This window comes from Stenotrophomonas maltophilia (genome assembly GCF_013464485.1).
Taxonomy (GTDB): Bacteria; Pseudomonadota; Gammaproteobacteria; order Xanthomonadales; family Xanthomonadaceae; genus Stenotrophomonas; species Stenotrophomonas maltophilia_AW.
Genome location: NZ_RAUX01000032.1, coordinates 1 through 25,004, shown reverse-complemented (window position 1 = coordinate 25,004; position 25,004 = coordinate 1). Strand labels below are relative to the sequence as shown.

The 25,004-nt window shown below is 67.0% G+C and carries 25 protein-coding genes; 13 read left to right on the top strand and 12 right to left on the bottom strand.

The features are described 5' to 3' along the window. Positions 1-3: 3 nt before the first annotated feature. Genes epmA through ligA form a run of 3 tightly spaced genes read right to left on the bottom strand, consistent with a single transcriptional unit; the run spans position 4 to position 3,964 of the window. Positions 4-960 (bottom strand): EF-P lysine aminoacylase EpmA, encoded by a 957-nt coding sequence (gene epmA, locus D7Y61_RS14585; protein ID WP_180867086.1) that lies wholly within the window; start codon positions 958-960, stop codon positions 4-6. Further along, on the bottom strand, positions 957-1,442 hold the full coding sequence (locus D7Y61_RS14580) for a GNAT family N-acetyltransferase (protein ID WP_180867083.1): 486 nt from the start codon (positions 1,440-1,442) through the stop codon (positions 957-959). Before D7Y61_RS14580 ends, epmA begins: the two co-directional genes overlap by 4 nt. A 50-nt stretch (positions 1,443-1,492) precedes the next feature. After that, the gene (ligA, locus tag D7Y61_RS14575) at positions 1,493-3,964 is read right to left on the bottom strand and encodes an NAD-dependent DNA ligase LigA (protein WP_180867275.1); all 2,472 of its coding nucleotides are present in this window, start codon (positions 3,962-3,964) and stop codon (positions 1,493-1,495) included. A 315-nt stretch (positions 3,965-4,279) separates the two neighbouring features. Here ligA and D7Y61_RS14570 point away from each other — a divergent pair, with 315 nt between their 5' ends. Continuing rightward, positions 4,280-5,404 carry a pyridoxal phosphate-dependent aminotransferase gene (locus D7Y61_RS14570; protein WP_180867080.1) on the top strand — a complete coding sequence of 375 codons (1,125 nt, stop codon included), beginning with the start codon at positions 4,280-4,282 and terminating at the stop codon, positions 5,402-5,404. A gap of 115 nt (positions 5,405-5,519) precedes the next feature. Here D7Y61_RS14570 and zipA read toward each other — a convergent pair whose 3' ends face one another. The 7 genes from zipA to D7Y61_RS14535 form a co-directional block, all read right to left on the bottom strand. After that, entirely contained in the window at positions 5,520-6,257 is a 738-nt protein-coding gene (gene zipA, locus D7Y61_RS14565; protein WP_180867078.1) for a cell division protein ZipA, read from the bottom strand. Positions 6,258-6,303: 46 nt separating this feature from the next. Further along, positions 6,304-9,807, bottom strand: coding sequence for a chromosome segregation protein SMC (gene smc / locus D7Y61_RS14560; protein ID WP_180867076.1), 3,504 nt, complete (start codon positions 9,805-9,807; stop codon positions 6,304-6,306). 259 nt (positions 9,808-10,066) lie between these two features. Further along, a complete protein-coding gene (gene rplI, locus D7Y61_RS14555; protein WP_014037734.1) occupies positions 10,067-10,516 on the bottom strand; it encodes a 50S ribosomal protein L9 in 450 nt (149 codons plus the stop codon). A 105-nt stretch (positions 10,517-10,621) separates the two neighbouring features. Beyond that, positions 10,622-10,852, bottom strand: coding sequence for a 30S ribosomal protein S18 (gene rpsR / locus D7Y61_RS14550; RefSeq protein ID WP_002804494.1), 231 nt, complete (start codon positions 10,850-10,852; stop codon positions 10,622-10,624). An 11-nt stretch (positions 10,853-10,863) separates the two neighbouring features. After that, entirely contained in the window at positions 10,864-11,301 is a 438-nt protein-coding gene (gene rpsF, locus D7Y61_RS14545; protein WP_005410228.1) for a 30S ribosomal protein S6, read from the bottom strand. A gap of 177 nt (positions 11,302-11,478) precedes the next feature. Beyond that, positions 11,479-12,021: a CbrC family protein gene (locus D7Y61_RS14540; RefSeq protein WP_180867073.1), complete on the bottom strand. Its 543-nt coding sequence runs from the start codon at positions 12,019-12,021 to the stop codon at positions 11,479-11,481. An 85-nt stretch (positions 12,022-12,106) separates the two neighbouring features. After that, the gene (locus D7Y61_RS14535; RefSeq protein WP_079222388.1) at positions 12,107-12,445 is read right to left on the bottom strand and encodes a HesB/IscA family protein; all 339 of its coding nucleotides are present in this window, start codon (positions 12,443-12,445) and stop codon (positions 12,107-12,109) included. Positions 12,446-12,574: 129 nt separating this feature from the next. On the opposite strand from D7Y61_RS14535, the gene asnS reads away from it, so the two are divergent. From asnS to D7Y61_RS14475, 12 genes are all read left to right on the top strand, one after another. Beyond that, positions 12,575-13,969 carry an asparagine--tRNA ligase gene (gene asnS, locus D7Y61_RS14530; protein ID WP_079222389.1) on the top strand — a complete coding sequence of 465 codons (1,395 nt, stop codon included), beginning with the start codon at positions 12,575-12,577 and terminating at the stop codon, positions 13,967-13,969. Between the two features lie 29 nt (positions 13,970-13,998). After that, positions 13,999-14,298, top strand: coding sequence for a hypothetical protein (locus D7Y61_RS14525; protein ID WP_180867071.1), 300 nt, complete (start codon positions 13,999-14,001; stop codon positions 14,296-14,298). Positions 14,299-14,305: 7 nt separating this feature from the next. Beyond that, positions 14,306-14,620 carry a hypothetical protein gene (locus D7Y61_RS14520; protein ID WP_006453002.1) on the top strand — a complete coding sequence of 105 codons (315 nt, stop codon included), beginning with the start codon at positions 14,306-14,308 and terminating at the stop codon, positions 14,618-14,620. A gap of 7 nt (positions 14,621-14,627) precedes the next feature. Further along, the gene (locus tag D7Y61_RS14515) at positions 14,628-15,266 is read left to right on the top strand and encodes an FMN-binding negative transcriptional regulator (protein WP_180867068.1); all 639 of its coding nucleotides are present in this window, start codon (positions 14,628-14,630) and stop codon (positions 15,264-15,266) included. A 72-nt stretch (positions 15,267-15,338) separates the two neighbouring features. Then, complete coding sequence (can, locus tag D7Y61_RS14510) at positions 15,339-16,001, top strand: carbonate dehydratase (protein WP_014037740.1); 663 nt, start codon at positions 15,339-15,341, stop codon at positions 15,999-16,001. A 19-nt stretch (positions 16,002-16,020) separates the two neighbouring features. Continuing rightward, positions 16,021-16,542, top strand: a complete 522-nt coding sequence (locus D7Y61_RS14505) for a 3-hydroxyanthranilate 3,4-dioxygenase (RefSeq protein WP_180867065.1) — start codon at positions 16,021-16,023, stop codon at positions 16,540-16,542. A 139-nt stretch (positions 16,543-16,681) separates the two neighbouring features. Next, a complete protein-coding gene (gene kynU, locus D7Y61_RS14500; RefSeq protein ID WP_180867062.1) occupies positions 16,682-17,956 on the top strand; it encodes a kynureninase in 1,275 nt (424 codons plus the stop codon). Positions 17,957-17,987: 31 nt separating this feature from the next. Beyond that, complete coding sequence (locus D7Y61_RS14495; RefSeq protein ID WP_180867059.1) at positions 17,988-19,355, top strand: FAD-dependent oxidoreductase; 1,368 nt, start codon at positions 17,988-17,990, stop codon at positions 19,353-19,355. Next, on the top strand, positions 19,355-20,794 hold the full coding sequence (gene sbcB / locus D7Y61_RS14490) for an exodeoxyribonuclease I (RefSeq protein ID WP_180867056.1): 1,440 nt from the start codon (positions 19,355-19,357) through the stop codon (positions 20,792-20,794). Before D7Y61_RS14495 ends, sbcB begins: the two co-directional genes overlap by 1 nt. After that, positions 20,791-21,477, top strand: coding sequence for a TIGR02453 family protein (locus D7Y61_RS14485; RefSeq protein ID WP_180867053.1), 687 nt, complete (start codon positions 20,791-20,793; stop codon positions 21,475-21,477). Before sbcB ends, D7Y61_RS14485 begins: the two co-directional genes overlap by 4 nt. After that, positions 21,477-22,457 (top strand): aldo/keto reductase, encoded by a 981-nt coding sequence (locus D7Y61_RS14480; protein WP_180867050.1) that lies wholly within the window; start codon positions 21,477-21,479, stop codon positions 22,455-22,457. The genes D7Y61_RS14485 and D7Y61_RS14480 overlap by 1 nt, the downstream gene beginning before the upstream one ends. Before the next feature lie 42 nt (positions 22,458-22,499). Continuing rightward, on the top strand, positions 22,500-23,039 hold the full coding sequence (locus D7Y61_RS14475) for a DUF2939 domain-containing protein (RefSeq protein ID WP_180867048.1): 540 nt from the start codon (positions 22,500-22,502) through the stop codon (positions 23,037-23,039). A 126-nt stretch (positions 23,040-23,165) separates the two neighbouring features. Here the strand turns inward: D7Y61_RS14475 and D7Y61_RS14470 are convergent, their stop codons facing one another. Further along, positions 23,166-24,110: a 5'-nucleotidase gene (locus tag D7Y61_RS14470; protein WP_005410242.1), complete on the bottom strand. Its 945-nt coding sequence runs from the start codon at positions 24,108-24,110 to the stop codon at positions 23,166-23,168. 47 nt (positions 24,111-24,157) lie between these two features. Beyond that, positions 24,158-24,931, bottom strand: a complete 774-nt coding sequence (locus D7Y61_RS14465; protein ID WP_180867045.1) for an NAD kinase — start codon at positions 24,929-24,931, stop codon at positions 24,158-24,160. Positions 24,932-25,004: the final 73 nt, after the last annotated feature.

The following is a 25,004-nucleotide window of genomic DNA, read 5'->3' as shown; positions in this document are numbered from 1 at the left end:
CGCTCATGCGTGGGCGAAATCGTAGGCCAGCACATCGGCGATGCGCGGCGTGCGCTTCATCGCCATCAACAGGCGATCCACACCTACCGCGACACCGGCACAGGAAGGCATCGACGGCAATGCTGCCAGCAATGCCTCATCGAGAGCCGGCTGCACCTGGCCCCGCGCGTGGCGACGCTGCAGGTCACGCTGGAATCGTGCACGCTGTTCGCCGGCATCATTCAGTTCGTGGTAGCCGTTGGCCAGCTCGACCGCGCCCAGGTACAGCTCGAAACGCTCCGCCAGCGGTGGCGTGCCAGGGCGGATGCGCGCCAGCGCAGCCTGGCTGGCTGGCCAGTCATGCACCACGGTCATGACGGCGTCATCGAAGTGCGGCTGGATGTGGTGAGTCAACAGCAGGTCCAGCCAGTCATCGCGGGTCAGGCCTACCGGGTCGATGTGCACATCGCCCAGCGCGGCCCGCAATGCAGCCTCGTCGGCCTCGAACGGGTCCACGCCCACGTACTGCTGGAACAGCTCGCGGTAGCTCAGCACGCGCAGCGTCGCACTACGCCCGACCAGCGCCAGCGCCTGGCCAACCAGCTCGGCGGTTTCCTGCATCAGGCGATGATGATCCCAACCAACCCGGTACCACTCCAGCATGGTGAATTCGGGGTTGTGGCGGCCGCCAGCCTCCCCGTTGCGGAATACCCGGCCCAGCTCGTAGCAGTCGCCCACGCCGGCCGCCAGCAGGCGCTTGAGCGGATACTCCGGCGAGGTGCGCAGCCATCGACGCCGGCCACCGGCATCGACATGGCCGGTGAAATCGGTATGGAAGCTGTCGATGTTCGGCTCAGTGTTGCCCGCCACCGACAGGATCGGCGTCTCCACCTCCAGCACATCGCGATCGGCGAAGAAGCGACGCACCAGCGCATTGAGCGCAGCGCGCTGCTGGAGCGCGTGCAGCAGGGCCTCGCTCACAGGATGCCCTCCGGACGCTGATGATCCAGCGGCAGGGTCAGCAGGTCGCGGGTGTCGTCGATGTAGCCACTGGCCAGGTACAGGCGACGCGCCAGCTCGTTGTGGTGATTCACTTCCAGGCGCAGGCGGCTGACGCCACGGCCGCGCGCACGCTGTTCGCAGATCGCCAGCGCCTGCTTGCCGCGGCCACGACCGCGCGCCCGGTGGGCCAGGTACAGCTCGTCCAGCAGCATGAAGTGGCCACCCTGTTCCAAGCTGAAGCCCATCGCGATCACCGCATAGCCGACCACCTCGCCGGCCTCGTCCAGCCACAGCAGCACTTCGCCATTGCGCGGATCGGCCAGCAACGCATCCACGCCGCGACGCACGCGCGCATCGTCGAAGTCGATCCTGTCTTCGGCGTAGAACTCGCGCATCAATGCGATCAGCAGCTCCTCGTCAGCACGGGTGGCCAGGCGGAAATCCAGCGGGGCGGTCTGCATCGGTGTTCCTTCGTGTTTCATGCCGGGCGCGGGGGCACCCGGCGGGGTCATCATTCGTGTTCGGCCAGATAGGCCAGCAGGCGCTCTTCGTCCCACACCGGCACGCCCAGCGATTGCGCCTTGTCCAGCTTGGAGCCGGCCTCGGTGCCGGCCACTACGAAGCTGGTCTTCTTCGAGACGCTGCCGGAGACCTTGGCACCCAGCGCCTCCAGGCGCTCCTTGGCCACATCGCGGGTAAGCTGGGCCAGGGTGCCGGTCAGCACCACGGTCTGCCCATCCAGCGGACCGGCCACGATCTCGGCCAGCGCCGGTGCCTTGGCCAGAATCTGCTGCATCGCCTTCTCGGCCGCCAGCAGCATCGCGCCATGGCCCTCACTGTCCAGCCACAGGGCCAGGCCACGCGCGGTGTCGTCCGGCAACCCGGCGTTGACGAACTGGCCATGCTCGGCGTCGAGCACCGCCTGCGCGCCGGGCAGCGCCGCGACCAGCTTCTCCGCACGCAGGCGGGTAATGCCAGGGATCTCCGATTCGACCAGCAGCTGCGCCAGATCCAGCCCCTCGCGCAGTTTGGCGCTGGGCGCGTGCACATCGCTGATGCGGACCTGGCCGACCTGCAGCAGGTCATCGATGGCCTGCTGGTTGCCCTGCTGCTCGAAGAAGTGGCCGAGCGACCGCGCCACTTCGCCACCGATGTCCGGCACGCGCTTGAACAGCGGCCACGGCAGGTGGCGGATCAGTTCCAGGTCACCGAACCACTGCGCCAGCGCCTTGGCCGTGCTCTCGCCCACATGTTCGATGCCAAGCGCGAACAGCAAACGCTCCAGCGTGGCGGCACGACTGGCGTCGATCGCCGCGATCAGGTTGTCGGCCCACTTGGTAGCGATCTTCTTCGTGTTCCATTCAAAGCTGGCCGGCTGTACCAGCGCCTGCGCGCGCCAGCCCGGATCGTTGCCGTCCAGCTTGAGCGCCGCATTGAGCACGGCACCACTCCCTTCGGCGGGCAGGTGCAGCTTCAGCGCCGCCGCCAGTGCCGACGGGTCCTCCGAATCCAGCACCAGCTTCAAGTGCAGCAGCGTATCGCGGCTGAGCCGGTACAGGTCGGCCACGCTCTTGACGATGCCAGCATCGACCAGGGTTTCAATGTACTTGTCGCCCAGGCCGTCGATGTCCATCGCGCGGCGTGAAGCGAAATGGGCAATGGCTTCCTTGCGCTGCGCGGGGCACGACAGCTCACCGGAGCAGCGCCACGCCGCAGCACCTTCCTCGCGCACGATCTCCGAGCCGCATACCGGGCAACGCGTCGGCATCTGCCACGGCGTGGTGCCCTGCGGTCGCCGGTCGAGGATGACGCTGACCACCTCGGGAATGACATCGCCCGCACGACGCACGATCACGCTGTCGCCGACGCGCACGTCCAGGCGCGCGATCTGGTCGGCGTTGTGCAGCGTGGCGTTGGACACAATCACGCCGGCCACCGCCACTGGCGCCAGTCGCGCGACCGGCGTGGCGGCACCGGTGCGGCCGATCTGGATCTCGATCGCCTCCACCGTCGTGCTCTGTTCCTGCGCCGGGAACTTGTGCGCGATGGCCCAGCGCGGTGCGCGCGAGACGAAGCCCATCGCCTGCTGGCCGGCACGGTCATCGAGTTTGTAGACCACGCCATCGATATCGAACGGCAGGCCGTCGCGGCGCTCACCGATATCGCGGTAGTAGCCGAGCAGGCCGTCGGTGCCTTCCACGACCTTGCACAGTGTGCTGACCGGGAAACCCCACGTACCGAGCTGGGCCAGGGTGCCTGAATGGGTGTCCGGCAGTTCACCGCCCTGCACTTCTCCGGTGCCGTAGGCGAAGAAACTCAGCCTGCGCTGCGCACTGATCTTCGGATCGAGCTGGCGCAGCGAGCCGGCCGCGGCGTTGCGCGGATTGGCCAGCACCTTGCCACCGTGCTGACGTGCACGTTCGTTGTAGGCCTCGAAATCGGCACGCGCCATGTAGACCTCGCCGCGCACCTCCAGCACGTCCGGCCAGTCCCTGCCGTGCAGCCGCTTGGGAACATCGCCGATCTCGCGCAGGTTGGCGGTCACGTCCTCGCCGGTACTGCCATCGCCGCGGGTCGCGCCCAGCACGAAATGGCCATCCTCGTAGCGCAGGCTGATTGCCAGGCCGTCCATCTTCGGCTCGGCGGAGAACTGCAGGCTGCGACGGCCCAGGCGCTCGTCGATGCGGCGTACGAAGTCGGCCACTTCCTCGTCGCTGAAGGCGTTGGACAGCGACAGCATCGGCACCGCGTGGCGCACCTCCGGGAAGCGGCCGGAAGGACGCGCACCGACCTGCTGGGTCGGGCTGTCCACACGGGCCAGCTCCGGATGCTCGCGCTCCAGCGCTTCCAGCTCGCGCACCATGTGGTCGTAGTCGACGTCGGGGATCTCCGGCGCGTCCAGCTCGTGGTAGGCGCGGTTGGCCTGGGCGATCTGCCGGCGAAGGTCTTCGGCGCGTTCGGCGGGGCTGGGGCTCATCGAGATCCGGTGGTTCTGGGATGGCCGGGGATTCTACCGCGCCCGGCCGTCAAGCCCGGTAACGCCTCCGCCCTTGTGGCGTCGAGCCATGCCCGACGGGTGTTCCCCCGCCCTGGTACGTGCCAACTTTCGCCCCTCGCCCTGGTACGTGCCAACTTTCGCCCCTCGCCCCGGTAGGTGCCAACCTTCGCCCCTCGCCCCGGTAGGTACCAACCTTGGTTGGCGCGCCTGCAGTCGAGCACGACTCGACTCTGAAGAACCAGCTTGCCGCCAATCCCCACCAGCGCTAGCGTGCGCTGGCTGCCCTTCGGAATCCCGCCTGTGACCCTGCCCGCTTCCCGTCGACGCTTCCTGCAACTGGCCGGTGCCGGCCTCGCCGTCGCCGGCGTGCCCCGCCTTGCCGATGCCCAACCCGCTGCGGCTGCGACAGCGGCCCCTGCATCAGGCAAAGACGCGGTGCTGCTGAATTTCAACGAATGCCCCTACGGCCCCTCGCCTGCAGCCCAGCAGGCCGCGCGGGACAGCATCGCCAGCTGCGGCCGCTACCGTTTCGAGCTGGCCGGGCAGGTACGCGACAGCTTCATCGAACAGGCAGGACTGCCGGCCGACCATGTGCGCCTCTATCCCGGCTCCAGTGAACCGTTGAATCGCGCCGCCATGGTATGGACCGGCCCGCAGGCCGGTCTGGTGGTGGCCGACCCGACCTTCGAGACGCTGGGCGAGGTGGCTGCGGCCCACGGTGCCCAAGTGCAGAAAGTGCCATTGCGCGACGACGGCGCACATGACCTGCGCGCGATGGTGGCTGCGGCGCACGCGCAACCGACCGGCCTGCTGTATGTCTGCAACCCGAACAACCCGACCGGCTCGATCAGCCCTCCCGATGAGCTTGCCTGGCTGCTGGCCCACAAGCCAGCCGCCACCCGCGTACTGATCGACGAGGCCTACCTGCAGTACAGCGAGCAGCCGAGCCTGATCGCGCAGGTGACGCAGCGCGATGACCTGATCGTGCTGCGCACGTTCTCCAAGCTGTACGGCATGGCCGGCCTGCGCCTGGGCCTGGCGGCCGCACATCCCGACCGCCTGCGCGAACTGGCCCGCCTGGGCGACAACCCGTTACCGGCGCCGGCCCTGGCCGCGGCACTGGCCAGCCTGCGCGACCCGCAGCTGATCCCGCAGCGGCGTCTGCAGAATGCCAAGGCACGCCAGGCCACCATCGCGTGGCTGGGCAAGCGCGGTTTCAGCTGCGTTCCGTCGGAAGCAAACTGCTTCGTGGTGGATGTGCAGCGTGACGGTGCTGCCTTTGCCAGGGCGATGGCCGACAACGGCGTGGTCATCGGCCGCAGCTGGCCGATCTGGCCGCAGCGCGTGCGCGTGACCGTCGGCACCGAAGACGAGATGGCCGCGTTCCGCAATGCGTTCGCGAAGGTGGCCGGCGTACCGGCCTGACCCTGTTGGTGGGGGCGAACCTTGGTTCGCCCCATCCACGCATGGCGTGGATCTACCCGGGGATACCAATCGACGGCCGGCGGTGGGTGCCGACCGTTGGTCGGCACATCAGGTTTTACCAGCGCGGGGTCTTGGTCAGCGGCGGTGCCTGGTGCTGGCGATCATACGCGCGCAGCTCGTCACGGATGTGCGCGATGCGCTGGCGGCCCAGGGCGTTGCGACTGTCATCCAGCACCACGCCGTCCAGCAGCTCGGCCATGCGCTGTACGGTCGGCAGCATCTTCTCCCAGGCGTCCAGCGCGGTCAGCGGCGCCGGTAGGGTCAGGAAGAAGGCGATGGCCGGGGTTTCCATGGCACGGATGTTGGCCATGTCGAAGCTGCCCGGCTTCATGATGCTGGCCATGGAGAAGATCGGACCACGCTCGGGGTGGCCTTCCACCAGCCGGTGGAACACGTTCATGTGGCCGAACACCAGACCGGTCTTCTCCGCTGCCACCACGATGTCCTCGCCGCGCAGCTGCTCGCCGGCGCGGGCGGCCACGAAAAGCGAAACGATCTTGTCGAAGTCCTGGGTGGCGCGCTTGCCGAGGTCGCTGGCCCCCGGGTCGGTGTCGGCGAGACCGAGCTCGGCCTGCTCGCCTTCCGCGGCCATGCCCGGCTCCACGCGGCCCTCGGCCACGGTGACGCCGTCTTCGCCCAGCACCGGTTCGCGGCGCTCGCCGCTGGTCGGTTCCGCGCCTTCCACGCGGCGCCCCTGGGGCTTCTTCTTCGGACGACCAAACAGGAAGATCGCGGCGATCAACAGCAGGCCGGCGGCCAGGATGCCGATGCGCAACAGTGCCGTGTCGGACATTCGATAGGTTCTCCGGCTAGTTCATTCAGGTAACTAGGATGGCACGTCAGGCCGCGCCCGCCAATCGCGCAGCCTCTTCCAGGTCTACGCTGACCAGGCGACTGACGCCCGGCTCGCGCATGGTCACACCCGACAGCTGGTGCGCGGCCTCCATCGTCGCCTTGTTGTGGCTGACAAACAGGAACTGCACCTTCTCGCTCATTTCCTTGACCATGTTGGCCAGGCGGCCCACGTTGGCTTCGTCCAGCGGTGCGTCCACCTCGTCCAGCAGGCAGAACGGAGCGGGATTGAGCTGGAAGATGGCGAACACCAGCGCCACTGCGGTCATCGCCTTCTCGCCACCGGACAGCAGCGAGATGCTGGACACCCGCTTGCCCGGCGGGCGCGCCATGATGGTCACGCCGGTGTCGAGCAGGTCTTCACCGGTCAGTTCCAGATAGGCATGGCCGCCACCGAACAGTCGCGGGTACAGCGCCTGCACGCCGGCGTTGACGCGATCGAAGGTGTCCTTGAAGCGACCGCGGGTCTCGCGGTCGATCTTGCGGATCGCATCTTCCAGGGTTTCCAGCGCGGTGGTCAGGTCGGTGTGCTGCGAATCCAGGTAGTCCGAGCGCTGCGACGCCTCACCGTACTCGTGGATGGCGGCCAGATTGACCGGCTCCAGCCGGCGCATGCGGGCATCGATCTGGTGCACGGCCTGCTCCCAGTCGCCCAGGCGGGCGTCCTCGGGCAGTGCGTTGAGTACATCCTGCAGCACGAACCCGGCCTTCTCCACCGCCCCCTGCAGGGTCTCCGCGCTGAGCACCAGCGCCTGCTGGTCCAGCTTGCGCTGCGAGATGCGCTCGCGCTGGGCCAACGCCTGTTCGTCGCGCTGGTGGCGGGTCTGTTCGTAATTGCGCAGCTCCGCGTCGATGCCGTCCAGCAGCGTGCGCGCCTCGGTCAGCACGCGATCGGCCCGCACGCGCTCTTCCAGCGCGTTCTGATGCTCGGCCTGCAGTGATTCGACCGGCGAATCACCCTCGTCCAGCTGCGAATGCAGCTCGCCCAGGCGCGAATCCAGCTGCCCGCGCTGGGTGCCCATGCGTTCCAGTGCCTGGCTCAACGAGGCCAGCTGCGCCCGCTGTGATTCCAGTGTCAACGCCAGCGCATGCGAACGCTCGCGCACCGCACGTGCGGCGTCGCGGGCCAGGTCGCGGGCCTCGGTCAGCTGGCGGCGCTCACCCTCCAGCCGCTGCCGGGTCGATTCCAGGTCACCCATGCTGCTGACCGCGTTCTCCAATCGCGAACGCGCCTCGCGCGCCTGTTCGTTGTTGGCCTCCAGCGTATCCTGCAGCTGCTTCAGCTCACCTTCGATACGATCGATGCGGGTACGCGCCGCGTCCACCTTGCCCTGCTGGCCTTGCAGCTGCCCGGCCAGCTCGGACACCGCGCGGTGCGCCTGGTACAGCGCACGCTGGGCGTCTTCGCGCTGCTGCTCGGTGGCCTGCAACTGCTCGCGGAAGCCTGCCAGCTGCTCTTCCAGCTCGGCTTCGCGGTCCTGCAGCTGCTCGATCTGCTCGCGCAGCTCATTGATCTCGCGTTCGCGCAGCAGCGCGCCCTGCTGGGCCGCGCCGGAACGCGACACACGCAACCAGCCCTCGCCCAGGCGCTCACCACCCTGGGTGATGATCGAATCGCCTTCCGGCAGGCTGGCCTGCAGTGCCTTGGCTTCGGCCAGATCCTTGGCACCGTGCAGGTGCGCCAGCAGGCGACGGATCGCTGCTGGACCACGCACGCGTGCCGCCAGCGAGGTTGGTGCAGCCTTGAAGTCGGCACCGCCGTTGGCGACCAGCGCAATATGGCCATCGCCCAGTTCGCCCAGCGCGTCGACCAGGCTCGCCGGGTCATCGACCAGCACGCCTTCGATCAATTGGCCAAGCGCGCTTTCCACCGCGTTTTCCCAGCCGGCATCGACGTCCAGGCGCTCGCCGACACGCGCTGCCGAATCCAGCCCATGCACCTTCAGCCATGCCAAGGCCGCGCCCTGCTCCTGGCCCAGTGCGGCCTGCTGCAGGGTTTCCAGCGAGGCCAGGCGGCCACGCAGGCCGTTGGCCTGCTTGCGCAGTTCCGCCAGTTCGTTCTGGCCATTGCGCTGCTGCTCCTGCACAGCGGTCACGCCCTGCTTGCGCAGCTCGACGTCTTCGCTCAGCTCATCCAGCGCGGTCTTCTGCGTGTCGTGCTGGAGGTGCAGCTGCTCGAAGGCTTCTTCCAGTGCGTCCACGTCCAGCCCGGTGCGCTCGGCGGCCAGGGCTTCACGACGCCGGTCGGCATCGAGAATCTGCTTGTCCAGGTAGTCCACACGCGTGCGCTCGACATCGCCGGCGCGCGAGGCTTCCGAACTCTGCGAGGTGTGCTGTTCCCAGCGCTGCTGCCAGCTGGCCAGCCGGTCTTCAGCCTCGCGCAGGCTTTCCTGCTTGATCTCGTTTTCTTCCTGTAGCTCTTCCAGTTGCGGAGTGGCGGCCTCCACCGCCTCGGCCAGCACCATCAGCTTGGCTTCGTCGCCACTGATGTGCTGCCCCAGTTCGGCCAGGGCCTGCTGGGTTTCATCGCGTGCCTTGTGCAGGCGCTGCGACAACTCGCGCTGGTGCTGGATCTGCTGCTCCAGGCGGGCCAGCGTGCTGCCGACCTGATAGACCGCCGCCTGCGCGGTGTTGAGCGCGTCGGCCGCCTCTTCGCGGCGCACGCGCGAGGTCTCGATGCGGGCCTCGGCATCACGCTGGTCAGCGATCAGCTGCTGCAGCCTGGTCTCTTCCTGCGACAGCCCTTCGCGCAGTTTGGACAGGCGTCCGTCGAGACCACGGAATTCCAGCGCCTTCCACTCGGCATCCTTGACCCGGCGCTCTTCCTGCAGCGCCTGGTACTGCTCGGCCTGCTTGGCCTGGCGCTTGAGATGCTCGAGCTGCTTGCTGATCTCGTCGCGAAGGTCACCCAGGCGGTCCAGGTTTTCGCGGGTGTGGCGGATGCGGGTCTCGGTCTCCTTGCGGCGCTCCTTGTACTTGGAGATGCCGGCCGCCTCTTCCAGGTAGACGCGCAGGTCTTCCGGGCGTGCCTCGATGATCTGGCTGATCATGCCCTGCTCGATGATCGAGTAACTGCGCGGGCCCAAGCCGGTGCCGAGGAACAGATCGGTGATGTCGCGACGGCGGCACTTGGTGCCGTTGAGATAGTAATTGCTGGTGCCGTCGCGGCTGACCGTACGCTTGACCGAGATCTCGTTGAAGGAGGCGTACTCGCCCGAGATGGTGTGGTCGGAGTTGTCGAAGATCAGCTCGACGGTGGCCTGCGAGACCGGCTTGCGGGCGTTGGAACCGGAGAAGATCACGTCGGTCAGCGAGTCGCCGCGCAGGCGGCTGGCCGAGCTCTCGCCCATGACCCAGCGCACGGCGTCGATGATGTTCGACTTGCCGCAGCCATTGGGCCCCACCACGCCGGTCATGTTGGTCGGCAGGTGCAGGGTGGTCGGATCGACGAACGACTTGAAGCCGGACAGCTTGATCGTGGAAAGACGCATAGGGGTTCCGGACTGGGGCCGGCAAGCGGCCTGCGTTTACCCTCCAAGTCATTGATCCTGTTGGGATCGATGCCCGTGGAACGGGTGTGACGCCCTGAGTATACCGATGTGGCCGTGTTCTACGAATGGGCGTGGAACATTGTCCAGCCCCGCCCCGTCGGCCGGACCTGGCCCGACCCCACGAAACCGAGCCATAAAACAAAACGGGCACCCTTGCGGGCGCCCGTTCTGCGGTGATGCCAGGCCTTGCGGCGTGGGATCAGGCTTCGGCGACGACGACGACCTTGACGGTGGTCTCGACGTCGGCGTGCAGGTGGACCAGCACGTCGTATTCGCCGATGTTGCGGAAGGCGCCTTCGCCCAGGATGACTTCGCTCTTGCTGACCGGCAGGCCGGCAGCGGTGAAGGCATCGGCGATTTCGCGGGCGCCGACCGAGCCGTACAGCTTGCCTTCGGTCGAAGCGTTGGCCGGGATGGTCACGCTCGCGCCTTCCAGCTTGGCCTTGCGGGCGTCAGCATCGGCGTGGATGGCCTGGGCCTTGGCTTCGTATTCGGCGCGCTTGGCTTCGAACTCGGCCTTGTTGCTCTCGGTGGCCGGAACGGCCTTGCCCTGCGGCACGAGGAAGTTACGGCCGTAGCCCGGCTTCACGTCGACCAGGTCGCCCAGGTTGCCGAGGTTGGTGACTTTCTGCAGGAGGATCAGCTGCATGGTATTGCTCCAGATGAGTTATTCGTTAGCGAGGCAGTGCCCCGCAACAAAGGCTGTCCGAATAGCTGGCACAGCGGGGGCGGCACCGGGCCGCCCCGCCGGGCATCAGACGTCGTGGTTGTCGGTGTACGGGATCAGGGCCAGGAAGCGAGCGCGCTTGACGGCGGTCGCCAGCTGGCGCTGGTACTTCGACTTGGTACCGGTGACGCGGCTCGGCACGATCTTGCCGTTCTCGGTCAGGTACTGGCGCAGGGTGTTGAGATCCTTGTAGTCGATCTCCTTCACACCTTCAGCAGTGAACTTGCAGAACTTGCGGCGACGGAAGAACTTGGACATGGGAAGGCTCCTTAGGCGGCGGAAGCGGCGTCGTCGCCGGCTTCGTTGTCAGCGGTGTTGTTGGACTCGCCTTCTTCGTCGTCACGACGACGGCGCTCACCGCGCTCCGGCTTGTCACCCTTCTCGTCCTTGCTCTTCATGATCAGCGACTGCTCGGTGTCAGCCTCGTCACGCTTGATGACCAGGTTGCGCAGCACGGCGTCGTTGAAGCGGAAGCTCTCGGTCAGTTCGTTCAGAACGGCCTGATCGGCTTCGATGTTCATCAGCACGTAGTGGGCCTTCACCAGGTTCTGGATCGGGTACGCCAGCTGGCGGCGGCCCCAGTCTTCCAGACGGTGGATGGTGCCGTTGCCGTTCTCGACCAGCGACTTGTAGCGCTCGATCATGGCCGGGACCTGCTCGCTCTGGTCCGGGTGGACCATGAACACGATTTCGTAATGACGACTCATGTTTTTCTACCTTTCGGATGTGGCCTTGCGGCCGGACAGCCCCCCGCCGTGGATACCGCGGTGGGGCAAGGATTCCCGCCGGGTAGGCAGGAAGCCGCATATTATGGCGCAGATGGGGGAGCCGGGCAACCCGCCCCGCCCGGCCGTCGTGCCAACCAAGCCTGAACAGTGACGGTATCAGCCCAGATCGACGTGAAGGCGGTGCTGGCCGCATTCCAGGCATTGGAACAGGCACCCGACCATCTCTCCGTCACGGGTCAGGTGTTCCAGCACCCAGTCGGCGTCGCCCGGGTTGGCCTCCGCCACGTCCGGCCGGACCTGATCGAGGATCGGCAGCAGATCGTCACTGCCGGCGTAGCCCAGGAAGGCGCAGGGCCGTTCGCAGTGGCTGAGCCAGACCGACTGCTGCCAGGAGGCGTAGCCCGGCGTGCGATCGCAGATTTCCAGCAGCAGCGGGCGGGCGATGCTCGGCGGCGGATCGTCCGGGTCCGGCGACACCCCCTCGATATCACTCCAGGCAGTGAACTCGCCGCCGTAGCTGGCGGCGGCCCTGCCATCGGCAATGCACCACGGGCACAGGTAGTCCGGGGCCAAGCAGGTGTGGAACGGCCCCCGGTAGCGCAGTGTCCGCGGCTCGCCGCAGCAGTCGCAGACACCATCGATGTCCTCAAAGGACAATGCGTAGGCGTTGGGGTGATAGGTGAAAACCGGTCGTTCCATCCGTGGATCCTTTCGTGCAGACCAAGGTCGGCACCTACCAGGCGGGTAGCGCCGGGCCATGCCCGGCGGGCGCCAAAGCCGTGCTTCAGGCCTTGTCGGCGTCGGTGGTGAAGCTTTCACCACAGCCACACTCGGCGGTGGCGTTCGGGTTGCTGAACGTGAAGGTCTCGCTCAGGCCATGCTTGCCGAAGTCGATCACGGTTCCGTCCACCAAGGCCAGGCTCTTGGCATCGACATAGATCTTCACGCCGTCCTGGTCGAATACGGTGTCGCCGTCGCGTTCGTCACGGGCCAGGTCGGTCACGTGGCCCCAGCCGGAGCAACCGGTCTTGGTCACGCCGAAGCGCAGGCCCAGTGCGCCGGGGGTCTGGGCAACGAAGCGCTGCACGCGCTCGAAGGCGATGGGGGTCAGGCTGACGGCCATGAGGCTCACTCCAGGAATACAGGGGCATTATAGGGAGCCAGCGGCCGAAAAAATGCCTCGCAAGCAGAACGCTGCAACCGGTAAACTCCCGTGTTCACAGATCGAGTCGATCAGCAGAGGATTCAAGTCATGACGGTGGTCAGCGTTGAACATGCGCTTGCCGGGAAGATCCCGGAAGGCGGCGAAGTCACGGTACGCGGATGGGTGCGCACGGTGCGCGGTTCAGCGAATCTGGCCTTCGTGAATGTGAGCGACGGCTCCTGCTTCGCCCCGATCCAGGTCGTGGCCAACGACACTCTGGCCAACTTCGACGAGATCAAGCGCCTGACCAGCGGCTGCTCGGTCATCGCCACCGGCACCCTGGTGAAGTCGCAGGGCAAGGGCCAGTCGTTCGAGATCCAGGCCAGCGCGCTGGAGGTGGTCGGCTGGGTCGAAGACCCGCTCACCTACCCGATCCAGCCCAAGCCGATGTCGCCGGAGTTCCTGCGCGAAGTGGCCCACCTGCGCCCGCGCACCAACCTGTTCGGTGCGGTCACCCGCATCCGCAACTGCCTGGCCCAGGCCGTGCACCGTTTCTTCCACGAGAACGGCTTCAACTGGATCAGCACCCCGATCATCACCACCTCCGACGCCGAGGGTGCCGGCCAGATGTTCCGCGTGTCCACCCTGGACATGGTGAACCTGCCGCGCGATGAGAAGGGCGCGATCGACTTCAGCCGCGACTTCTTCGGCAAGGAAACCTTCCTGACCGTGTCCGGCCAGCTGAACGTCGAGGCCTACTGCCTGGCGCTGAGCAAGGTATACACCTTCGGCCCGACCTTCCGCGCCGAGAACAGCCACACCACCCGCCACCTGGCGGAGTTCTGGATGATCGAGCCGGAAATCGCCTTCGCCGATCTGGCCGAAGACGCACGCCTGGCCGAGGAGTTCCTGAAGTATCTGTTCCGCGCGGTGCTGAACGAGCGTGGCGACGACCTGGCCTTCATCGCCGAGCGCGTGGACAAGAACGCGATCACCAAGCTGGAAGACTTCATCAATGCCCCGTTCGAGCGCATCGACTACACCGATGCGGTCAGCCTGCTGCAGAAGTCCGGCAAGAAGTTCGACTTCCCGGTCGAATGGGGCCTGGACCTGCAGACCGAGCACGAGCGCTGGCTGACCGAGGAGCACGTCGGCCGCCCGGTGGTGGTGACCAACTATCCGGAGCACATCAAGGCCTTCTACATGCGCCTGAACGACGACGGCAAGACCGTTGCCGCGATGGACGTGCTGGCTCCGGGCATCGGCGAGATCATCGGCGGCAGCCAGCGCGAAGAGCGCCTTGACGTGCTGGACGCGCGCATGGCCCAGTTCGGCCTGGATCGCGAGCATTACAGCTGGTACCGCGATTTCCGCCGCTATGGTTCGGTGCCGCACGCAGGCTTCGGCCTGGGCTTCGAGCGCTTGGTGGTCTACGTCTGCGGCCTGTCCAACATCCGCGATGCGATCCCCTACCCGCGCGCCCCGGGCAGCGCGGACTTCTAAGCCCCATACGACCACGGAGGTACTGCCCCATGACCCTGTTCTTCGCCCTCTGTTTCGTCGGCGTCGCAGTGGCCGGGTTCAGTGCATTCGTGATCTTCTGGCCGCTGACCCTGGTGCACGTGCGCGACCGCCACCCGGCGCTTGCCGCGCGCTTCGGCAATGGCGCCTTCCTCAAGCCCGATGCCCTGGCCTGGCTGCTGCGCCGCGATTACCGCCAGCAGCCGGACCGTTCGCTGTCCGGGCTGGCGACGCCGGCCTGGGTATCGCTGCTGACCCTGCTGGCCGGACTGGGCATGGCCGCCCTGCTCTGGCTGGCCTCGCTCTGGTAACACATCCATGAATGACATCACCGCCTCGCGCGACAGCTGGTGGCTGGCCAGCCTCGGCAACACCCTGATCTGGGCGCGCCTGCGCGTGCGCCCGGCCGGTACCGCCGAAGTGCTCGACAGCGACGGCAACACGCTGAGCTATGACAGCGAAGACACCGCCCGTTCGCAGCTGTTCGACGCCGAATTCGTCGAGTACGACGGCCTGGACGAAGAAGACGCGCTGGTGCGCGGCTTCAGCCTGCACGAAGTGCAGCCGCCGCAGGCCGACAGCGACGAGGGCCTGCGTGGCCGCATGATCCAGTCGCTGGGCGGGCGCGCCTGACCCCAGCATGTTCACCCCGCGCGCCTTCGCCGAGACCGACCTGCTCTGGCTGGATCGCCTGCTGGCGCGCGATCCGTTCGTCACCGTGCTCACGACCGGCAGCGATGGCTTGCCGGAACTGACCCGGATGCCGGTGCTGTACCGGCGTGACGGGCAGCAGATCGAACTGCGCGGCCACTGGGCCCGCGCCAACCCGCAGTCGCGCCACAACGGTGCGGCCAAGATGCTGGTCGACGGCCCGCATGGCTATGTCTCGGCCAGCTGGTATCCGGACAAGGAACCTGCGGCGCGGGTGCCGACCTGGAACTACGCCGTCGCCGAACTGCGCGGCCAGCTGCAGCCCTTCGACGACGTCGACGCGCTGGCCGGGCTGGTCGGCGCGATCAGCGATCATTTCGAAGCCAGGGTCGGCCAGACCTGGCAGTTCGATGCCTCGCGCGCCGAACATGGCCCGGAGCTGCGTGCCATCGCCGGCTTCCGCTTCCAGGTCGAGCAGGTGCAGCTGAAGCTCAAACTGAGCCAGAACCATCCCGATGCCAACCAGCGCGCGGTGATCGCCGAACTGGAACAGTTGGGCACCCCCGCTTCCACCGAGTTGGCGCAGTGGATGCGCTGGCACCGCGAACAGGCCGCCCGCAGCGACTGAACGCCCCAGATTCCCGCGACGCCGCAGCCGGACGGCTGCGGCGAGCCCCCACCCGACGCCAGGGACCCATACATGAAAGACATCCACAAACTGCTGCAGAACAACCGCGACTGGGCCGACCGGATCGAGAAGGAAGACCCCGAGTTCTTCCACCAGCTGGCCAAGCAGCAGCACCCCGAATACCTGTGGATCGGCTGTTCCGATTCGCGCGTGCCGGCCAACCAGATCATCGGCATGGCCCCGGGCGAAGTGTTCGTGCACCGCAACGTCGCCAACGTGGTCGCCCACACCGATCTGAACTGCCTGAGCGTGGTGCAGTACGCGGTGGACCAGCTGAAGGTGAAGCACATCCTGATCGTCGGCCACTACGGCTGCGGCGGCGTGCATGCCTGCCTGCACAACACCCGCGTCGGCCTGGCCGACAACTGGCTGCGCCACGTTGGCGACGTGATGCAGAAGCACACCGGCATCCTCGATGCGATCGAGACCGACGAGCTCAAGCACGCACGCCTGTGCGAACTGAACGTGATCGAGCAGGTGGCCAACCTGTGCCGCTCGACCATCGTGCAGGACGCCTGGGCCCGCGGCCAGAAGCTGATGGTGCATGGTTGGGTCTACAGCCTGAAGGACGGACGCGTGCGCGAGATGGGCATCGACGTCGGTTCGCAGGAAGAGCTGCAGCCGGCGTATGAAAAGGCCCTGTCCTACGTCCCGCGCAAGGGCAAGCGCGACTGATCCCTTACGGATGACCACCATGCTCGCTTCGCCGATCAACCTGCACGCCTGGATCGAAGAAAACCGCCACCTGCTGAAGCCGCCGGTGGGCAACAAGATGATCGACAACGGCGACTTCATCGTGATGGTGGTGGGCGGGCCGAACTCGCGCACCGACTATCACTACGACGAAGGCCCGGAGTGGTTCTACCAGCTTGAAGGCGAGATGGTGTTGAAGGTGCAGGAAGACGGCGCGGTGCGCGACATTCCGATCCGTGCCGGCGAGATCTTCCTGCTGCCCGCGAAAGTGCCACACTCGCCGCGGCGCCCACCCGGTGGTATCGGCCTCGTGGTGGAGCGCAAGCGCCTGCCGCATGAGATGGACGGCGTGATCTGGCACTGCGAGCGCTGCAACCACAAGCTGCACGAAGAGTATTTCGCGCTGCAGAACATCGAAACCGACCTGCCCAAGGTGTTCGCGCGTTACCACGCCAGCCTGGAGCTGCGTACCTGCAGCGAATGCGGGCACGTGGATCCATTGCCGGCGCCGGCGGCGGGTTGAGCCACCGCCTTGTAGAGCCGAGCCCATGCTCGGCTGCCGCCCCCCCCGTAGCCGAGCATGGGCTCGGCTCTACAGGATCAGCGGCAGGCACGCAGCCAAGCGCTACACTGGCAGCCCCGTTGCAGCCTGTTGCCCGACCATGTCCGACCTGCTCAGCCGCACCCACGCCATTGCCCTGGACGCCGCCGATCCGCTGCGCCCGCTGCGCAATGAATTCCTGATTCCGCGCCATGGCGGCGGCGAGCAGACCTACTTCGTCGGCAACTCGCTGGGCCTGCAGCCACGCAGTGCACAGGCGGCCGTGCAGGAAGTGATGAAGCAGTGGGGCGAACTGGCGGTGGAAGGCCACTTCACCGGCCCGACGCAGTGGCTGTCCTACCACCGCCTGGTGAGTGCCCAGCTGGCCCGTGTGGTCGGCGCGCTGCCCAGCGAAGTGGTGGCGATGAACACGCTGAGCGTGAACCTGCACCTGATGATGGTCAGCTTCTACCGGCCGACAGCCGAGCGCCCGGTGATCCTGATGGAAGCCGGCGCATTCCCGACCGACCGCCACGCGGTGGAAGCACAGATCCGTTTCCACGGGTTCGACCCGGCCGAGTGCCTGGTGGAAGTGCAGCCAGATGAAGCCAACGGCACGATTTCGCTCACCGCGATCGAACGTGCCATCGCCGAACATGGCCCGCGCCTGGCGTTGGTGCTGTGGCCGGGCGTGCAGTACCGCACCGGCCAGGCCTTCGACCTGGATGCGATCACCCGCGCCGCCCGTCTGCAGGGTGCGCGCATCGGCTTCGACCTGGCGCACTCGGTCGGCAACCTGCCGCTGCGCCTGCATGACGTCGCCCCGGATTTCGCCGTGTGGTGCCACTACAAGTACCTGAACAGTGGCCCCGGCGCGGTCGCCGGTGCCTTCGTGCACGAACGCCACCATCGTGACTCCACGCTGCCGCGCTTTGCCGGCTGGTGGGGCCATGAAGAGTCCACCCGCTTCCAGATGGCACCACAGTTCACCCCTGCCATCGGCGCCGAAGGCTGGCAGCTGAGCAACCCGCCGATCCTCGGCCTGGCGCCGCTGCGGGCCTCGTTGGACCTGTTCGAGCGCGCCGGCATGGAGTCGCTGCGCAGCAAATCGCTGGCACTGACCGGCATGCTCGAAGCGCTTGTACGCGCACGCCTGTCCAGCGTGCTCGACATCATCACCCCGGCCGAGCCGCAGCGCCGTGGCTGCCAGTTGTCATTGCGCGTGATCGGTGGCCGCGAGCGCGGCCGTGCCCTGTTCGAGCACCTGCGCGGCATCGGCGTGCTCGGCGACTGGCGCGAGCCGGACGTGATCCGCATCTCGCCTACCCCGCTCTACAACCGCTACCTGGACGTGCACCACTTCGTCGAGGAAGTGGAAGCCTGGGCCGGCCTCTGAGCCGTCCCCTCCCCAACTGCTGGACAGTTCGTTGATCGCACACGCTTCCCGCTCATTGAGCATTATCGGTGCCGGCCTTGCCGGGTCCCTGCTGGCCATCCTGCTGTCACGGCAGGGCTGGCGCATCACCCTGTACGAACGCCGCGGCGATCCTCGCGTAGCCGACTACGAGAGCGGCCGCTCGATCAACCTGGCGCTGGCCGAGCGTGGGCGCAACGCGCTGCGCCAGGCCGGTGTGGAAAACGAGGTCATGGCGCGTGCGGTGATGATGCGCGGACGCATGGTGCATCCGCGCGAAGGCGAACCGCAGCTGCAACGCTACGGCCGCGACGACAGCGAAGTAATCTGGTCGATCCATCGCAGCGATCTGAACACGACGCTGCTGGAACTGGCCGAACAGGCTGGCGCGACCGTGCACTTCCACCGCCGTCTGCATACCGTCGATTTCGATGCCGGCTACGCACGCTTCATCGATGACCGCGACGACAGCCCGCACGACATCCGCTTCGACACCCTGATCGGTGCCGATGGTGCAGGCTCGGCGCTGCGCGCGGCGATGAACCGGCGGGCGCCGCTGGGTGAGGACATCGCGTTCCTCGACCACTCCTACAAGGAGCTGGAAATTCCGCCTGCCGCCGACGGCAGCTTCCGCATCGAGCGCAACGCGCTGCATATCTGGCCGCGCGGCCATTACATGTGCATCGCCCTGCCCAACCACGAAGGCACCTTCACCGTCACCCTGTTCCTGCCCAACCAGGGTGATCCCAGCTTCGCCACGGTCAACACCGGCGCGCAGGCCGAAGCACTGTTCGCGCGCGAGTTCGCCGATACCCTGCCGCTGATCCCGAACCTGCGCGCGGACTGGGAACAGCACCCACCCGGCCTGCTTGGCACGCTGACGCTCGATCGCTGGCACCAGCAGGGCCGCGCCGTACTGATCGGCGATGCCGCACATGCGATGGTGCCGTTCCACGGCCAGGGCATGAACTGCGCGTTCGAGGATTGCGTGGCTTTGGCCCGCCATCTGATGGAAGCCGACGACCTGGAAGGCGCGTTCGCGGCGTTCGAAAACGAGCGCAAGCCGAACGCACGTGCCATCCAGCAGATGGCGCTGGAGAACTACCTGGAAATGCGCGACCGCGTCGCCGATCCCGCCTTCCTGCTACAGCGCGAACTGGAACAGGAACTGCAGCGACGCTGGCCGACCCGCTTCGTGCCGCACTACACGATGGTCACCTTCCTGCATACGCCGTACGCGGACGCCCAGCGCCGTACCGAGCTTCAGCGCGACATGCTGGTGGCGGCCACGGCTGGCCTCGATTCACTGGACAACATCGACTGGGCCGCACTGGAAGCGAAGGTCCATGCGCAGCTGCCGGTCCTGGAGGGCGCGCACTGATGGCTGACAGCTTCCTGTTCTACGATCTGGAAACCTTCGGCCAGGACCCGCGGCGCACGCGCATATCGCAGTACGCCGCCATCCGTACCGACGCCGATCTGAACGAGATCGACACCCCGGTCAGCTTCTTCGTGCGCCCGGCCGATGATCTGTTGCCTTCACCGATGGCGACCCTGGTCACCGGCATCACCCCGCAACAGGCGCTTGCCAATGGCATCAGCGAAGCCGAAGCCTTCGACCGCATCAACGAGCAGCTGTCCCGCCCCGGCACCTGCGCGCTGGGCTACAACACGCTGCGCTTCGATGACGAGTTCGTCCGCTACGGCCTGTTCCGCAACTTCCACGACCCGTACGAGCGCGAGTGGCGCAACGGAAATTCGCGCTGGGACCTGCTGGACATGCTGCGGCTGATGCGCGCGATGCGCCCGGACGGCATCCAGTGGCCGTTGCGCGAAGACGGCGCCACCTCGTTCAAGCTCGAACACCTGGCCGAGGCCAACAACGTGCGCGAAGGCGATGCGCACGAAGCGCTGTCCGACGTGCGCGCCACCATCGGCATGGCGCGGCTGTTCAAGCAGTCGCAGCCGCGGCTGTGGGAGTACGCGCTGAAGCTGCGCGACAAGCGCTTCGTCGGCAGCCTGCTGGACGTGACCGCGATGAAGCCGGTGCTGCACATTTCCATGCGCTACCCCGCCAGCCGCCTGTGCGCGGCACCGGTGCTGCCGCTGGCCGTGCACCCCACCATCAACAACCGCGTGATCGTGTTCGACCTGGACGGCGACATCGACGACCTGCTGGCACTGCCGGCCGATGTGATCGCACAACGCCTGTACATGCGCGCCAGCGAGCTGCCCGAAGGCGTCGCACGGGTGCCGCTGAAGGAAGTGCACCTGAACAAGGTGCCGGCGCTGATCGCCTGGAACCACCTGCGTGCCGACGACCACGAGCGCCTGGGCCTGGACGTGGCGGCCATCGAAGCCAAGATCGAGCGCCTGCGCGAATTCGCCCCACAGCTGGCAGAGAAGGCGCGCCAGGTCTACAACCAACCGCGCGTGGCCACCGTGGCCGATGTCGATGCATCGCTGTACGACGGCTTCCTCGGCAACGGCGACAAGCCGCTGCTGGCGCTGGCCCGCACCACGGCGCCGGAACAGCTGACCGCGCTGGAAGGCCGCTTCCGCGACCCGCGCCTGCCCGAACTGCTGTTCCGCTACCGTGCGCGCAACCATCCCGACAGCCTCGCGCCGGCTGAACGCCAGCGCTGGCAGGATTACCGCCGCCAGCGCCTGCTCGGAGACGGCGGCCTGGGCGAACTCAACCTGCCCCAGTACCAGCAGCAGCTCGATGCACTGGCCGCCGAAGCGCCCGATGACACCCGGCGCCAGGCCTTGCTGCAATCGCTGCGCGACTGGGGCCAGCAGCTGCAGGAGACCTTGTGAGTACCTATTTCTCGGACGCCAGCTTCAAGTTCCTGCGCAGCCTGGCGCGGCATAACGACAAGGCGTGGTTCAACGATCATCGCCAGCAGTATGAAGACCACGTCCGGCAGCCGTTCCTGCGCCTGCTGGGTGACCTGCAGCCGGCACTGGCGGAGGTCAGCGACCACTTCCGCGCCGATACCCGTGGCGTCGGTGGCTCGCTGTTCCGCATCCACCGCGACGCGCGCTTCTCCAACGACAAATCGCCGTACAAGACCTGGCAGGGCGCGCGCCTGTTCCATGAGCGCCGCCGTGAAGTGGCCGCGCCCTCGTTCTACATCCACCTGCAGCCCGGCGAAAGCTTCGTCGGCGCCGGCCTGTGGCACCCGGAACCGGAGACCCAGCGGCGCGTGCGCCATTTCATCCTCGACAACCCCGGCAGCTGGAAGGCCGCCGCGCATGCACCGGCCCTGCGCAAACGCTTCGACTTCGAGGAGAGCGAAAAGCTGGTGCGGCCGCCGCGCGGCTTCCCGGCCGACTTCGAATTCATCGATGACCTCAAGCACCGCAACTGGGTGATGTGGCGCTCGCTGGACGACGCCACCATGACCGGCCCGCGCCTGCTGTCCACGCTGGGCAAGGATCTGGCCGGGCTCGGCGCGTTCGTCGACTACCTGTGCGCGGCGCTGGACCTGGAGTTCTGATGCCGTTGGCACAGCAACGTCGCACGCTGGGCCGCACCGGCCTGGCGGTTTCGCCGGTGGGCCTTGGCTGCTCCGGCTTCTGGGGGCATCGCCGCTTCCCGGAACAGTCGGCCGCGCACGTGGTCGAGCATGCACTGGCACAGGGCGTGAACCTGTTGGACACCGGCCACAACTATTCCGGTTTCCACGCCGAGCCGCGGCTGGGCCGCATCCTACGCCCGTTGCTGAAGCGATACCCGCGCGAGTCGCTGGTGATTTCCAGCAAAGGCGGCACGCTGACCGGCCAGGCCGGCGTCAGCGGCGCCGAGCAACGCAATTTCTCGCCGGCAGCCATCACTGCCAGCTGCGAGGCCTCGCTGCGCAACCTCGGCCTGGATTACCTGGATATCTACCAGCTGCACGGTGCCAGCCAGCACGACATCAACGATGACCTGCTGGCCGCGCTGCAACGCCTGCGCGAACGTGGGCTGATCCGGCACACCGGCATCAATACGCACACGGCATCGACCCTGCGCTGGATGATCGACCACCCCACCGCCTTCGACGTGGTCCTGCTGGATTACAACGCCCTGCAGCAGGACCGCGAACCGTTGATCGACCAGCTGCACGCCGCAGGCATCGGTGTACTGGCAGGCACCGTACTGGCACAAGGCCACCTGTTGCCCGCACGTCCGCGCCTGCCGCGGCTGGCCGATGCCTGGTATCTGGCGCGCGCCTGGCTCAAGCCCAGCAGCCGGCAACTGATGCGCAGTGCCCACCAGATGCGTCGCGCCGTGGCCGCGATCCGCAGCCAGCGCCCTGCCCAGACCGCCTTTGCCTATGCGCTGGGACACCCGGGCGTGGCCAGCGGCATCCTCGGTACCACCCGCATCCGCAGCCTGGACGAAGTGCTGGCGACACGGCTGGAGGCGTTGGGCACTACCGAGCGCCAGCAACTGGTGGACGCCTTTGGCGATGGCCATGGTTCGCCCAGTCATTGAGTCTTCACCCCGCACTGCCGCCGTTGCGGCAGTCTGTCCAGCATGAAGAAGCTCATCGCACTGGTTGTGCTGCTGGTCCTGGCCGTGGCGGCCTGGTGGTTCGGCGGCCCTTACATGACCGTCAATGGCCTGTCCAAGGCCATCGAACAGCGCGACACCGCGCGTCTGGAACGTTATGTCGACTTCCCGCGCGTGCGCAGCAGCCTGCGCGCCCAGCTCAACGACTACCTGGTGCGCCAGACCAGTCCGGATGTAGCGGCCAGCCCGTTCGGCGCCCTGCTCTATGGGCTCGGCGACCAGCTGGGCGGTGCCGCGGTGGAGACGATGGTGACCCCGACCGGGATCGGCGCGATGCTGCAGGGCCACGTGCTGTGGAAGCGCGGTCGCAATGAACTGCAGCGCGGCGATGCCTTCGGCCCGACCGAACCGGCGCAACCGCTGAAGAATGCCGAACATCATTTCGAAGCGCTGGACCGCTTCGTGATCGATGTCGATCGCGGTCCCGGCCAGCCGCCGATGAAGGTGGTGCTGGAGCCGCAGGGGCTGCGCTGGAAGGTGGTGGACCTGCAGCTGGGGATGTAGGCCGCCCGTTGAGCGTATCGGTAGAGTCGACTGTTAATCGACTGCTCTTCAGCGCCCAAAAAAGACACGCGCTGGCGCGCCAGTCGACTAACAGTCGACTCTACCCCGCCGGATGTCCCCGTCGGGTCAACCTTCGTTGGCGACGCCATGCGGCACGTGGCCAGCGGCCACGTGTTCGCGGGCGCTGTCGATGTTGTGCTGCGAATCGTCGAAGAAGATGTCGGCACCGAAGGCCTGCAGGAACGGTCCCTTGTGCCGCCCCCCCAGGAACAGTGCCTCGTCCAGGCGCACGCCCCACTCACGCAGGGTGCGGATCACCCGCTCATGCGCCGGTGCCGAGCGCGCGGTCACCAATGCGGTGCGGATCGGTGCGCTTTCGCCGGCAGGGAAGACTTCCTGCAGCGTATGCAGGGCCGACAGGAAGCCGCGGAACGGTCCGCCACTCAGCGGTTCGCGCGCACGTTCACGCTCGTGTCGGCCAAACGCCTCCACACCCTGCTCGCGCGAGATGCGCTCGCTTTCATCACCGAAGATCACCGCGTCACCGTCGAAGGCGATACGCAGCTGCCCGGCCGGGCGACCAGTATCGATCTGGTCAGCCGCCGCCGCAGCGGTTTCACCCGGCGGCTTGGGCAGGATGGTCGCCGCGGCGATGCCGTGGCGCAGCGCACTGCGCACCGACTCCGGGTTGGCCGACAGGAACAGGTCGGTGCCGAACGGCTTCACATACGGCCAGGTCGGCTCGCCGGCGGTGAACGTAGCCCGGATGATGCCGAGGCCGTAGTGCTGGATCGAATTGAAGATGCGCAGGCCGGTATCTGCCGAGTTGCGCGACAGCAGGATCACCTCGACCCGCGGATTCTCCGGGCTGGCGCCCTGGTTCAGTGCCAGCAGCTTGCGTACCACCGGAAACGCCACGCCGGGGCCGAGGATGTCGTCCTCGTGCTGGCGCTGGAATTCGGCATACGCCGCCACGCCATCGCTCTCGAACAGCGCGTGGCTTTCCTCGAGGTCGAACAGCGCGCGCGAGGTCACCGCGACGGTCAGCAAACGGGGGGAGTTGTCGCCCATCGGTGGGGGTCCTTCAAGCGGTCGGCACGGCCGGCCGCCCATTGTCCTCAAAAAACGAACTGTTCGCTCAGGATCCGGTCTTCCAGGTTGTGCTCCGGGTCGAACAGCAGGGTCACGCGGCGGTCCTTCGACTCGCGAATGGTCACTTCGACCACGTCGCGGGTCTCGTGCGAATCGGCGGTCACGCTGACCGGGCGCTTGTACGGGTCCAGCACACGGAAGCGCACTTCGGTGTCGGCCTTCAGGATCGCGCCGCGCCAGCGCCTTGGCCGGTAAGGGGCCAACGGCGTCAGCGCAATGGTGTGCGAGCCCAGCGGCAGCACCGGACCATGCGCGGAGTAGTTGTAGGCGGTGCTGCCGGCCGGGGTGGCCACCAGCACGCCGTCGCCGATCAGTTCGGCCACGCGCTCCTGGCCGTTCAGATCGATGCCGATATGCGCGGCCTGCCGGGTCTGGCGCAGCAGCGAAACATCGTTGTAGGCCAGCGAACCGGTACTGGTACCGGACTCGGTAAGCGCCACCATTTCCAGCGGGCGCAGATGGGCCGGCTCGGCGCGGCCGATGCGGGCATGCACGTCTTCGTCGCCGCGGTACTGGTTCATCAGGAAGCCGACCGTGCCCAGCTTCATGCCGAACACCGGCTTGCCCAGATGCCCATGCCGGTGCAGGGTCTGCAGCATGAAGCCATCGCCGCCCAGCGGGCACAGCACGTCGGCCTGCTCGGGCGCATAGTCGCCATAGCGCGAGACCATGGCCGCGCGGGCCATCTGCGCGGGCTCGGTGGAGCTGGCCAGGAAAGCGATGCGGGGGGTGTCGCTCATCGGTGGATCCGGGTGGGTGTGCCAGCAAGAGCATACCCGGTAGTGGGGGGGGGGGGGGGGGGGGGCGCCCCCA